Source organism: Dokdonella sp. (assembly GCF_049593775.1).
Lineage (GTDB): Bacteria > Pseudomonadota > Gammaproteobacteria > Xanthomonadales > Rhodanobacteraceae > Dokdonella.
In genome coordinates this window covers 1-12,751 of sequence record NZ_JBAWHJ010000403.1, presented here as the reverse complement: position 1 = coordinate 12,751, position 12,751 = coordinate 1, and the positions used below count along the sequence as shown (strand labels likewise).

10 protein-coding genes are annotated in these 12,751 nt (G+C 58.0%); 5 read left to right on the top strand and 5 right to left on the bottom strand.

The window, feature by feature from the left end; translation table 11 throughout:
• The coding region (locus tag WBP53_RS13845; protein ID WP_423929892.1) for a hypothetical protein at window positions 1-343 on the bottom strand (343 nt) is incomplete at its 3' end.
• Window positions 344-790: 447 nt separating this feature from the next.
• Between WBP53_RS13845 and WBP53_RS13840 the strand changes: the two genes are divergently transcribed.
• From WBP53_RS13840 to WBP53_RS13830, 3 genes are all read left to right on the top strand, one after another.
• Window positions 791-2,734, top strand: coding sequence for a choice-of-anchor X domain-containing protein (locus WBP53_RS13840; protein ID WP_423929890.1), 1,944 nt, complete (start codon window positions 791-793; stop codon window positions 2,732-2,734).
• Window positions 2,735-3,082: 348 nt separating this feature from the next.
• Window positions 3,083-4,066: a Gfo/Idh/MocA family protein gene (locus WBP53_RS13835; protein WP_423929888.1), complete on the top strand. Its 984-nt coding sequence runs from the start codon at window positions 3,083-3,085 to the stop codon at window positions 4,064-4,066.
• 144 nt (window positions 4,067-4,210) lie between these two features.
• Window positions 4,211-5,014: a DUF3883 domain-containing protein gene (locus WBP53_RS13830; RefSeq protein ID WP_423929886.1), complete on the top strand. Its 804-nt coding sequence runs from the start codon at window positions 4,211-4,213 to the stop codon at window positions 5,012-5,014.
• A 358-nt stretch (window positions 5,015-5,372) separates the two neighbouring features.
• Here WBP53_RS13830 and WBP53_RS13825 read toward each other — a convergent pair whose 3' ends face one another.
• The 4 genes from WBP53_RS13825 to WBP53_RS13810 form a co-directional block, all read right to left on the bottom strand.
• Window positions 5,373-5,615 (bottom strand): VOC family protein, encoded by a 243-nt coding sequence (locus WBP53_RS13825; protein ID WP_423929884.1) that lies wholly within the window; start codon window positions 5,613-5,615, stop codon window positions 5,373-5,375.
• A gap of 245 nt (window positions 5,616-5,860) precedes the next feature.
• Window positions 5,861-7,486: a hypothetical protein gene (locus WBP53_RS13820; protein WP_423929882.1), complete on the bottom strand. Its 1,626-nt coding sequence runs from the start codon at window positions 7,484-7,486 to the stop codon at window positions 5,861-5,863.
• Between the two features lie 269 nt (window positions 7,487-7,755).
• Entirely contained in the window at window positions 7,756-9,369 is a 1,614-nt protein-coding gene (locus tag WBP53_RS13815) for a hypothetical protein (RefSeq protein ID WP_423929880.1), read from the bottom strand.
• Window positions 9,370-9,790: 421 nt separating this feature from the next.
• On the bottom strand, window positions 9,791-11,119 hold the full coding sequence (locus WBP53_RS13810) for a hypothetical protein (protein ID WP_423929878.1): 1,329 nt from the start codon (window positions 11,117-11,119) through the stop codon (window positions 9,791-9,793).
• Window positions 11,120-11,664: 545 nt separating this feature from the next.
• Here WBP53_RS13810 and WBP53_RS13805 point away from each other — a divergent pair.
• On the top strand, window positions 11,665-12,312 hold the full coding sequence (locus tag WBP53_RS13805) for a pilin (protein ID WP_423929876.1): 648 nt from the start codon (window positions 11,665-11,667) through the stop codon (window positions 12,310-12,312).
• A 38-nt stretch (window positions 12,313-12,350) separates the two neighbouring features.
• Window positions 12,351-12,751: hypothetical protein (locus WBP53_RS13800; protein WP_423929874.1), on the top strand; the 401-nt coding region annotated here is incomplete at its 3' end.

The window sequence follows — 12,751 nt, the reverse complement described above, 5'->3', positions numbered from 1 at the left end:
ATATCGCGCCGCCCATTGACCGTGTGCCCGAAAGCGATCTCAAACGATAGTTCTGATAGACGTCGAACTGGTCAAGAACTACCCGATGGGTGGCAATTTCTGGTCGCGACTCCACAAGCAATGCGCCAAATATTACGGCTTTGGATGGAACATATCTCGCCTGACCAATGTGCCGGATACCATATCGGCAGCTATAAATATTGCCCTCTGCGAACCCGAATCCAGGATAGCTGTCGGGCTTGGTTCTGTCCTCGACAAATGAACCATTTGTTGCATCGACGCCAGACATTTTCAAAGGTGGAAACGTGACGCACCCTGTCAAGGGCAGCGTGATCAGTAGCATTCCAATTACAATAGTCCTGAAACCCATAGTTGCGCTCGGCCCAATGGTTGAAATGACTATGGTAATTGATGTTGGCGGGCGGGGAATGTGAAAATTGAACCTTGTCGCAGATCCAGGGATCAAGGGCCAGAGGCGTGTGCCGGTCATCCATGTATTTCGAGTCTTGCTGGAGTTTCAGCACTTGGGTTGCCAACCCAGCGCCGGGCAAGAGCGGCGGACTTCTGCCGCTCATTGCCGCCTCGGAACTTCTTGAATCGTCCCATGCTGCAGTGCGTCTTGTGGAACCATACGCCAGCGTACAGACTCCGCCTCGAGCCCAACATCGCAGGGGAGCTGCGTATCCGACCGGGGAAAGTCGGAGCGTAGTGCGATATCGGGATCACCGTGCTTTTACTGACTGGGCTCACACCCTGTTGTTCAACCTATGCCTTCCTGGGAGGGAATGCCGTGAACCGAACTCAACTCGCGCTTTCATTGCTCGCGCTATCCATTTCTGCACCTTTGATTGCGGCGGAGAACTCATCCGTCGCAATGTCCTTTGCCAAGCAGCTTTCCGGTCCGGCATCGGAAATCGACAACATGCGCGCGCCGTCTCCAGTGGATGCCACCATCCATTCCAGAAGCGCTCTCTTGCCAGTCCAGTTCAGCGGCGCCGGTTCCAGCGAACGCAGTTGGCAAGCCACCTTGCCCATCGAGAACGGCAAGCTGCGCTTCCTCGTTTTCGAGCCCGCTGATGCGAACTGGCAGGTGGACATGCTGACGGCCTCGGGTCGCTCGGCACCCGCGGCCTCGCGTGCCGCACGCGTCACCCAATCCGATTTCGGCATCGAGCAGGCGCGGGTTCCGGCCACACGCTACGATTTTGAAAAGATCGATGGCGACAGCTGGACCCTCAAGCTGCGCAGTGCGGCAGGCTCAAAGGACGGCTTCGTCCTGATCGAAGGCGACGAAGCCACCGAACTGGCTTCCTACCAGACCCACACCCGTCAACTGGTTGGCCAGCGCCTTGGCCTGACCGCCCTGGTGACCACCTCGAACAACGACAGCGTGCAGGTCGGCAACAGGGCTGGGCGCATCAGCCAGGCCAACATCCGGGTGACCGCACCCGATGGAACCCGTTCGTCCTACCCCATGTTCGATGATGGCCGACACAACGACGGCATCGCGGGCGATGGCCTGTTCGCCGGTGACTTCCCGGCCGGGCTCGCCGGTGACTATGTCGCCCAGGTCGAAGTGCGCGGCGTCAATCACCGTGGCAAGAACTTCGTGCGTACCGCCGAGCACTTGCTGCCAGTGGTCGACGCCAGCATTGAGGTGACCGCATCACGCGCTGTCGCCGCAATTGTCGATAACGATCGTTTGTCGATTCGTGTGCCGGTAGCGGCTCGCTCGGCTGGACAGCACTACCGCGCCATCGGTGAAGTCTGGGGCACGAGTGCCAGCGGAAAACCGGTTGCGATTGCCTGGGTCGGCGGCATGGTCAGTCCGAATGACGGCGCACTCGCGCTTGGCTTCGACGAACGCTGGATCATCAAATCCGATGCCAAGCCACCGTACGAGTTGCGCAATCTGCGCATAGAGGATCCCAACCACTTCATCACGGTCGCCTCGGCCGAAAGCCTGGCCCTGGATCTGCCCAGCCTGCGCTCAACGGCCAAGCCTTCCGACATCGTTGTCGACGAGCGCATGACCATGGGTCCGCGACCGGCCAGCACCAACGCCGTGAGCGGCGTCGGTACACGATTGCTGCTGGTCCACGGCTATTGCTCCGGCGGTGTCTGGCCGGCATCGCAGTTCACCAACGATTCGACCTTCCTCGATGCCAACCAGAATCGCAGCCACGACCAGTTCGCCCAGCGGATCCGCGATTTCGGCGCAACCTGGAACTCGTTCGGCACGGTTTCCCACAGCCAGGGTGGTGCGGCCTCGCTGCATCTCTACACCTACTACTGGAGCGGCCTGGACAACGCCACCGGCAATCGCCTGATGCAATCGGTCGGCACGCCCTACCAGGGTACCAACCTGTCGGGAATTCTCGCGACTCTGGGTAGCTGGTTCGGCGTTGCCTGTGGTTCCAACAGCAACATGACCTACAGCGGTGCATCCTCATGGCTGGCCGGCATTCCAACCTGGGCACGATCCGAAGTGAACTACTACACGACCTCGTTCAAGTACACCAACTGGTGGAGCAACGACTACTGTCAGTTCGCGACCGACCTTGTCCTCAGTGATCCTGAAGACGGCACGACCGAACAGACCAAGGGCCAGCTCTCTGGCGGAATCAATCGCGGCCACGCAACCGGCCAGTGCCATACCAGCGGCATGCGCGACCCCGCCCAGTACCTGAACTCAAGTCGCAACGCGACGATGAACAGCAACGCGGCGCGTTGAGGTAGGCAAGCACTGATCAGCCCGAGGCGCGGCGATCACCGCGCCTCGGCATTGGGAAACGGCTGGGAACATGCTGTTCGTCTGAACCAGGCAGCTGCAAGTAGAAGCCGCCAGCCCTGGCCGATTTGAATCGCGCAATCGCCCAGCTGGCCATACTCCGTCCTTGGCCTGGCTCCTTGTCCATTCGGGACGCCCGGCAGCCAGCAGCCACGCTGGGGCACCACCCGCCCTCGACTTGGACTATCCTTCTGCTGAGGGAATAGCGGCGTCGCTCGGGCGGCACTTGCCAAGCAGACGGGAAATGCCTCAGCCCCTATCCCCCCGCAGGTGCCCTGAGGGAGTGGACGCATGAATACTCGCAAGGTTCGTTGGGGAGTAGTCGGGGCGGGCCGCATCGCCCACCAGTTCGCGGCGGATTTTTCGCATGTCAACAACGCCGAACTGGTCGCTGTCGCCGCTCGTGATGAAACGCGAGCCCGGGAATTCGCGCGGCAATGGTCGATTCCGTCGGCCTATTCCGGCTATCAGCCGCTGTACGAAGCAGCAGACGTGGATGCGATCTACATCGCCACTCCGCACACATTGCACCTCGAACAGGCTACCGCCGCACTTCGCGCCGGCAAGGCCGTGCTTTGCGAAAAGCCGATAACCGTCTCGGCTGAGGAGTGCCGGCAACTGATTGCCGAGGCCGCTCGCCAGCAACGTTATCTTGCGGAAGCCATGTGGACACTCTTCTTGCCTGCCATACGTCAGGCCAAGGCCTGGGTTGCCGAAGGCCGAATCGGTACGCTTACCCAGGTCAGTGCCGACCTCGGCTACCCGATGCCGTACTCCCCCAAAGGGCGCGAATACGACCCAGTGCTCGGCGGCGGCGCGCTGCTGGACATGGGCATCTACCCGATCACGATGGCCTTGCAGTTCTTTCCCGATGATCCGCAAAGCATGCATTCCGCCGCGCACTATGCCGAGAACGGCGTGGAAGATCACGTCAGCATGCTGTGGAACTTCGGCTCGGCCAGCGCAACGCTGTCGACCTCGTTTCGCAGCAAGTTGCCGAACACCGCCAGCATCATCGGCACCGAAGGCCATATCCGCATCCCCGACTTCTGGCGAGCGCGCGAGTGCTCGCTGTTCCGCCTGGACGACCGCATCGACCAGTTCTACGACGGACGCAAAGGCAGCGGCTTCGAATTCGAAATCCAGTCCGTCTCCGAAGACATCGCTGCGGGGTGCTTGTCCTCTGCGCTGGTACCCACGCAAGCCAGTTTGCGTACGCAGATTCTGATGGACCGAATTCGGACGGAACTGTTCGTGCTAAAGGAGCGAAGATAAACGGGGGCGCTTGCCATGATGGTTCCAGGCAAAACCACCCATCTGGGTCGGAACGCGGTTAACCTGGACACCTCAAGCGTCTGAGTGGGAGGCGAACCAATGATAGGCGGGGGAGATTGGTCGCGTAATGAGGTCGAGGCATGCGTGGCCGATTACCGACATATGCTTGCGCTGGAGCTCAACGGTCAACGCTACAACAAGACCGAACACGCAAAAAGTCTGATGCAGAAATTGAATGGGCGAAGCAGGGCCTCAGTCGAATTCAAGCACTGCAATATTAGTGCCGTGATGATGGAACTTGGCTATCCAAGTATTCGAGGCTACAAGCAGCGTAGCAACTACCAGGCACTCCTCCTCGACATAGTGGAAGCACAGGTCGACGGAGACACGCTGTTGCAATCAGCAGCTCAGTCCGCTGTCCTTCGCCCTGCCGTTGCGATCGCTGTGGAAAATCCAGACAACATATGGGTGCCTGCACCAAAGCCCAGGCGAATTCAGGAAACATCGGCCGAGTATGTACCGAAGTTTGCAGCGGTTCGACGCGACTATCTTGCGCAGGAATCTCGAAACCGCTCACTCGGTCTTGCTGGCGAGCTATTCGTCGCCGACGTGGAATCACGTCGCCTACACGCCGCAGGAAAGAAGACCCTCAGCAAACGAGTGGAGCATGTCGCCGCGACTAAGGGCGATGGCCTGGGCTATGACGTCCTGTCGTTCGAGGAGGATGGTCGGGAACGGCTGATCGAGGTCAAGACCACAGCATTCGGAGAGCTCACCCCATTTTTCGTAAGCCGAAATGAGATCGCCCGATCTGAGGTCGACGCTGAGCACTATCGACTGTATCGTCTCTTCGATTTCCGCGATCGGGCACGAGTATTCGAGCTCACAGGAGCAATCGCCGCGCATTGCCAACTGGATCCATTGACATATCTCGCGCGAATGGCCTGAGCAACAAGCAAGAGGACTCGCAAATGGCGAAAGCGATCCGCACGAGAGTCCAAGCAGGCAAGCGTTGAGTCTTGGGGGTATGAGCTTCGGAAACTCTATGAAATATTTCGACTCAAGACATGATCCTCATCCTTTGATCGCTATTCCGTTGGGCAGCAATCCGGGCCACCTCAAGATGTTCCAGTAGGTGCCGGCTTTGGGTTGGCGGGATCGGGGGAGCTAGGCCATAGAATGCAGGCCGAACATGTTTCCTTCGGTGTCGATCGCGAGGACGATGAATCCGTACTCACCGATGCCCATCTTCTCGCGCTTGATCTGACCACCTGCTTGGACAACTCGGCTGCCCTCGACAGAGCAGTCAGCGCAATAGTAAGTAGATCAGGGTGCTGTTGGCGCCCGCGTCTAATCCTTGCGTCTTGACCAGTGCACCCGAAGCTCCGGGCAAATCCATGGACATCGGAAAGGCCATCATCTGCACTTGGGAGTCTGTCGGATCACCGAGCTTCTCGAGCGCAACGTCGAGCACTGATTCGTAAAATCGCTGTGCCCGCGGCATGTCATCAACGTAGATTTCGAACCAGCCTACGGGATTCTGCTTCATGACTCTGCCCTCAAAACGAGAAGTTCAAGGTAGGTTGCGATGGCCTGATCTTGTTGAAGCGAAAAGACAGCAAACAGGAGTCGACCAGCGCTAGTCGATGCTTCTCTCGATCAGGACAAGACTTCTCCTTCCCTTCGCGCTGGCCGTTCAGGTATCGAGGATTGAGCCTTTGCCCACGAATTGGAGCAGGCGGGCCTGCACCCCCGTTGTCATCACCTCGATCGGGCTTGTGACCACGTTGTTGGTCAGTCGGGCCCCATTGGGTCGCCATCGAAACCATCTTCGAACAGCCAGTCCGACGGGTCGATGATGACGACATCCATGCTGCCTGATTGCTCGGCATCGCCGGAGAGCGCACGCAGCCGGTACGTACCAGGAAGGTCCACGCTAAGATTGTTGAACTGCGCGACGCCGTTCGACACGGGTTCAATCGCCCCGCTCAGTACAGCGCCGGCAGGGCCGGATTCGATGACCATGCTGACCAGGGTTCCATCGGGAACCAGATCCGCATAGACATTGCCCACCGCAACCTCGGCCTCAGGGTACATGGGGTCATTCACGTCACCTTGGGTCGGTTCCTGCAGAAATTCGACGACTGCCGGAATGACTGGGGCCTTGCTTGCGCCCACTTGCAGGTTGTCGACGAGGTAGGGAATGGTGGTCAGCCCATTCGCCTGGAAACCGATATCCAGTGATCCGATGCCGAGGCCGGTTGTCACGCTGTGTGGGCGGTCCTCGACCAGTACGGCGCCGTTGAGCTTGACCGTGTAAGTCGCTTCGTCCATGTCGTAGATCATCTGCAGGCGCTGAAACACGTTGGCTTGATACGTTCCGACAACTCCGCTGGATCCACCAGCATCACCGATGACGACATTGCCGCTGGTCGTGCTCATTGGATCGGGGAAGAAATAGACCGTCCCGAACACGCTTGCGGCACCCGATTGCTCCCCGACCCGGATTACGTAGCGCTCGTAATCCACGAAGAGCAGATCCATTTCCACCACGACAATGCCGGTGCGAATCTGGATTCCCTCCAGGAACTCCCAGTGCACCAGTCGGGATGTTGCCGGAGTGGTGTTTTCGAGTTGCAGCGCGACGTTGCTTGCCCCGATCTGTACGTTCTTCGCACTGATTTGTGGTGGAACCAGAACGGGCTCACCCAGCGCAGCGCCGCCGGTCCCGATCTGCTGTCCGCTCGTCTGGCTGTTGAAATCGGTGTCGAACACCAGCGGCATGGGACCTTCTGCCAACACCATCAGATTGTCGATATCAAACGGTTCGCCATTCCCCGTCTGATCGTTCGTATTGTAGTAGCCCGTATAGAACGCACCCACTCCACGATCGCCAATGCCGTGCTGCCGCCCAGTGAAAAGCGTAACGTCGTCAATCACAAGCGAGCTGGTCCGGGCATCCATGTCGAACAGCATTTCATTGTGCAGCGTATCGCCACCAACGTAGAAATCAGAGTAGGTTCCGATAGTCCCCGCCTGATCGCGGACACCAAGATCACCAGTCTTGCCAAAGGTCGCGGTCATGAAGTTCCTGGCCGCCCCGCCTTGCTCACGGAAGAACAGGTTGTAGTTGCTCTGCGCGCTCGGCGTGAAGTCCAGCGAGACGCTGACCATACCTTCGCCAAACTCGGCGTCGTCCTCGAATCCCCATCTCAGAGTGCGGGCATTGGTCGAGGTCATGTCATTGTCGACCCGGAGAAAATTCTCGCCGGGGCTGGTCTCGACGATCAGGGTATCCAGTTGGCCCAGGCTATTCGGCTCGCCGACGGCCGCTCCGCCTATACCGATGGCTTGGCCAGGAGTCTTGTCATTGAAGTCTGCGGACAGGGCCACAAGCTCCGCGGACGGTGTTCCCGCCATTGCGGGCGTTGATCCAATTGCTGCCAATAGCATAAGACCGACAAACGACCAGCACGTGTTCGAAAATTTCATGAGTCCCCCCAAAGCAAGATTCAGGCGGGTCGCGCCCCGCCGACTTCTGCAGGATCACCAAACTGAAACGAAAAGACTTGCAGGAATTCTGATATTTCCGTGAAATTCGCTGCAAGACAGCGAAATTGCTGCTTTTCGCACCGTTCGATGCAAATGGTTGAATCCCCGCGTTGGCCAAGGTCAATTTGGCATGTCGATTAGTGAGGCAGGGTTGGATTGCCATCGAATCCGTCGTTGAAGATTCGATCCTGGGATTCGAGGACGACGATACTCAGGCTGCCGAGTTGTTCGACATCGCCTGAAATGGCGCGCAAACGATAGGTACCCGGAAGATTTGCGCTCAGGCTGTCAAAGCGGGCAACGCCGGCCACCACGGGTTCCATCGCCCCATTCAATTGCGCTCCCGCAGGGCCGGAATCGATGACCAGGCTGACCAGTCTGCCGTCGGGCACCAATTCGCCAAAGACATTGTCGACGGCGACTTCGATTGCCGGACTCAAGGGTTGGTCCACCGAACCTTCGGTCGGCTCCTGGAGAAATGTGAGCGCGGAAGGAATGCTTCGGGCGTCACTGGAACCCACTTGCAAGTTGTCGATTTGCATCGGCGCGCTGATCTGGCCACGTTCCGCGAAACCGGTGTGCAGGGATCCAATGCCAATACCCTCCGCAACCTCGTGCGGCCGGTCCTCGACCAGTACGCGGTCAGCAAGTTTTACCGTGTAGGTGCCCTGGTCCATGTCGAAGATCATCTGCAGGCGGTAGAACACGTTGATATCGAAAGAGCCGACGGCTCCAGCCGAACCGCCCTCGTCAGCAATCACGACAAGACCACGGGAGTTGTTTGTCGGGTCTGGGAGAAAGTACACGCCACCAAACAAATATGTGCTGCCGGACTTCTCGTGAACCCGGATCATGTGCTGCTCGTATTTGGAGAATCGCACGTCCATCTCGAAGGCTACGATGCCGCTTCGGATCTGAATGTCCTTGAGAAATTCCCAGTGTGCAAACTGGGCAAAGTCCGGGCTGGTGTTCACCAGCTGCAGCCCGATATTGCTTGCCGAGAGCGATACGGCAGCCTGGGCGAGTAACGGTGAAAACTCGACGGGCTCGCCGAGCTCGGCTCCGCCTTCGCCGATCGGCTGGCCGGGTTTCTTGTCTTCAAAGTCGGCATCGAGCACGAGCGGCAAGGCGACGTTCGAGAGTACCAGCAGGTTGTCGAGGGCAAATGCAGAGCCGTTTGAGCTCGGGGCATAGCCGGTCCTGATGGCGCCGACGCCACGATCACTGACGCCGTGCGCCCGTGCGGAAAAAAGCGACGTGCCATTGATCAGAAGTGAGCTGGTTCGCGCATCCATGTCAAACAGGATCTCGATGTGAATCGTATCGCCACCGTCATAGTCGATGAAATACTGGCCGATAAAGCCTGCCGAATCATTGGCAAAGAGCACGCCGTCATCATTGAAGTTGAGCCGGAGGAAGTCTTTGGACGAGCCGGCATTCTCAAGAACATACATCGCATAGCTATCTCGAACACTGGGTGTGAAATCCAGCGAAATGCTGATCAGGCCTTCTGCAAACTCTGCCTCGTCCTCGAATTCCCAGCGAAGGCTGCGAGCAGCAAAATCGGTCAGGTCATTGGCCACGACAAGAAAGTTCTCTCCGGGACTGGACTCGATGATCAGGGTATCCAGCGAGCTGAGGTTGATCGGTTCACCGAGAGCAACACCACCCTCGCCCAGGGATTCGCCCGGGGTCTTGTCGTTGAAGTCGATCGACAGTGGTGTCAGGTCGATGCTCGGCGTTCCTGCCATTGCAGTTGCTGAGGCAAATGCGGCCGCAAACAAGAGTCCGACAAAATCGCCAGTGGCTGATTGAGATATTCATAAGCTCCCTTGGGTTGAAGGTGTCGGCAAACAGGTGTCGCCGATCTCCCCAGCATGGGTTGTCGAGTTCGAAAACACCTGCAAGAGTTCTCTAATTGTTGTGAAGGTTGGCTCTCGGGCGTCTGGGATGCGGTGTAATTCGCTGATTTCGACGTCACAACGAATCTTCCAGGTAGAGCGAATCGCTGACGCCAGCTCTCGATATTCCGATCAACTCAGTGCAATCGGAGATGTTCGAACGCCAGCGGGTGCCAGTAGCACGCCCGCTGAGACGATCGAATGCAAGGAAATGCTTGCGGTTGGTGCGATGGCTGCGTTTGACGACCAATCGGGGGCGTCAGGCGATGGTCTAGGGAACGAAATCGCTGGCGCCCACCTGCAGATTGTCGATATCCATAGGTCGACCAATCACGCCCTGCTTCTGGAAACCGGTTTGCAAGGAACTGATGCCGGATCCGTTCCTGACTCCGTGCCGCCAGCCGTCGACCAGAACCGCACCATCCAGCTTGACAGTGTAGGTACCGCGATCCATGTCGAAGAGTATCTGCAAATGCTGGAATACACGTGGTCGAAACGTGCCAACAATTCGCGCGTAGCCCCTGGAATCAACAATTTCAACGTTGCTTCGGCCAAGGAGCCTTCGGTCGGGGGTAAAGCGGATGCTGCTGAACCGGGTACTTGCGTTGGGCGGTCCATTCACGTTGATCTCATACCACTGGGATGAATCCAGGCGCACATCCAAATGGATGGCGACAGTGCCGGTGCGGATCTCCAGATTATTGAGAAATTCCCAGCGCGCGAGCGCGATAGGGCTTCTCGCGGTGCTCCAGAGTCGCAAGGCGACGTTGTTGATGCCGGCCAAATAGGCCTGTTGTGCGATGGTGGATGAAAAGTAGACAGGTTCCCCATCCACCGCTCCCCCAGTCCCGATGGGTTGTCCTGGTGGCTGATTGTTGAAGTCGGTATCGAGTACGAGCGGCAAGGGCGCGCTTGCGAGCACCAGCAAGTTGTCGAGTGCAAAAAGCGAACCGCTTGTAGACGATGAAAAACCGGTCAGGACAGTACCAATGCCGCGATCGCTGACGCCGTGTGCGCGTGCGCTGAACAGGGATGTCCCATTGATCGACAGTGAACTTGTCCGGGCATCCATGTCGAACAGCATCTCGATCTCAAGCGTGTCGCCACCGTTGTAGACATCGAAAAACTCACCGATCAGGCCTGCTGCATCCAGGGCGTAGAGCCGGCCGTCCGCGTTGAAGCTGAGACTCATGAATTCCCTGGCGGCTCCGTCACGCTCGCGTATGCCGAAGGAATAGCTATCCCGCACGCTGGGCGTGAAATCCAACGAGACACTCACCAGTCCTTCGCTCAACTCGGCATCGTCTTCGAGCGTCCAGTGCAAGTGTCGAGCAATGTTCGGGCTCGCCACCGTGCTGACCTGAAGATAGTTCTCACCAGGACTGGACTCGACGATGCGGGTATCCAGCTGTTCGAGGTCTGCTGGCTCGCCGAGCGCGGCACCACCCGTGCCGAGTGGCTGGCCCGGTGTCTTGTTGTTGAAGTCGATCGACAACGGCGTGAGTTCAGCGGTCGGCACTGTTGCCAACGCCGTTGTTGATCCAAGAGCTGCCAGTGAAAGCAGAATGCCCAATGGCCAGCGCATTGCGGAAATGTTCATGAGTGTCCTCTCGCAAAATTCAGGCGGACCCCATGCCGCCGACCTCGACATCATCGACACCTTGCATCGAAAAGACTTGCAGGAAATCTGAAATCTCCGTGAAATTTCGCTGAATCTCGTTGATGTGGCGACGTTTCAGCGCCGACCGACACATTGGATGGGTCACCCGGGGCAATTACTCCTTCTCTTGTCAGCAGACGCGTAGCGGCGGCTTTCATGATCGTTTCGAAATCCCACCACGGATTCCTGGCCTAAGATGCCCTGAACCAGGAACGCCGACTGAGGTGGAATTCGGGGAATTTGCACCTTGCAACCTGGCTGGGCTGTCGGGCCCGGCCAGCCAATGCAATCAACGCTGGCAAAAAACGCCAAGACCCGGCCAGAAAAACGCTACTACGCGAACGTGTTTGTAGCTAAAATTCCTTTCTACTGCCTGCTGGGCGATTGGTTGTTCGTCCATTGCGACTCGCGCCGAGACGATATCTCGGTTCGACCTCGATGGATCCGGTCCCGGACGATGCAGCTGATCCCTCAGGAGGCGCGCAATGTTGTCGGGGAAGGCGTACAAACACCCGCTTCAATTGAACGGCATGGATTCGTCTGCATTACTGATCACTTTGGTCCCACGGCTCCGCACGCAACCCGGAGAAGACAGCATGTCAGGCCCAGCCAGTCGTCCACGTTCCATCTGCCCTTCGGGAAAGCGGACTGCTGGTTTCACGATGGTTGAACTGATGATCGTCGTCAGTGTGATCGGCATTCTTTCCGCTATCGCACTACCTGCCTATCGCGACTACCTGCTTCGCAGCAAGGTTGCGGAAAGCCTGATGCTACTGGGCGACTCAAAGGCCGCAATCAACGATTTCCATTCACGATGGGGTCGAATGCCGGCGAACAATGTTGAGGCAGGGATGCGAGCTCCCCTGGACTTGCGCGGCACCTACGTTCGCAGCATCGACGTGTTGGATGGCGCCCTGGTTGCCTCCATGGAGCTGGGACTGGATAGCGACCAGCAAGTGATCGAACGCACGCTCACTCTGAGGCCCTGGGTGAACATCGAATCCTCTGGAAGTCCGATCATCTGGTCGTGTGGCGAGCAAGAACCCGGAGCCACGGACAACTACTTGCCCGTTGGCAGCGTGGCAGCCAAACCGGTTGAAGCCAGGTGGTTGCCCACCCTATGTCGAAAATAGTGAAGGTATCGTGAGGTTTCCTGAAGGGAGGGTCGTCCATGGCTAACGCATCTGCACTTCGTTGCGATGTAGCGGAGGTCTCGCGTCGACTGCTGGCATTGCGCGCGGAATCGGTTGGCGCAGGAAACGCAGTTCAAATCCTGATTGCCGAGTCGACACTTCCTCCGCAGGCAGGCGCCGACCCGCAATTTCCCTTGTCGTCGGCCATAGGCAGCATCATTTCATTGCATGGGCCTACAAAATCCTCGATGAGCATTGCTGACTATGTCCGAATCTGCGAGTTGAACGGCAAAGGCGATTCAGCACTGGAATTATTGAGTCGGCCAGATATCAAGCGCAAGCAAGGACGCATGCCTCTCGGCGTTATCGGCGTTGAACTTGTACTCTTGACGCTCGTACTGTCGATCTACTCGATATTCGTGTTTCCACAGTTGAAGGC

Bases quoted from the DNA above. Each gene is read 5' to 3' on its own strand.
- WBP53_RS13825 (WP_423929884.1), bottom strand. From the start codon at position 5,615: ATGAAGCAGAATCCCGTAGGCTGGTTCGAAATCTACGTTGATGACATG.
- WBP53_RS13805 (WP_423929876.1), top strand. From the start codon at position 11,665: ATGTTGTCGGGGAAGGCGTACAAACACCCGCTTCAATTGAACGGCATG.
- WBP53_RS13810 (WP_423929878.1), bottom strand. From the start codon at position 11,119: ATGAACATTTCCGCAATGCGCTGGCCATTGGGCATTCTGCTTTCACTG.
- WBP53_RS13835 (WP_423929888.1), top strand. From the start codon at position 3,083: ATGAATACTCGCAAGGTTCGTTGGGGAGTAGTCGGGGCGGGCCGCATC.
- WBP53_RS13820 (WP_423929882.1), bottom strand. From the start codon at position 7,486: ATGGCGGGAACACCGTCCGCGGAGCTTGTGGCCCTGTCCGCAGACTTC.
- WBP53_RS13815 (WP_423929880.1), bottom strand. From the start codon at position 9,369: ATGGCAGGAACGCCGAGCATCGACCTGACACCACTGTCGATCGACTTC.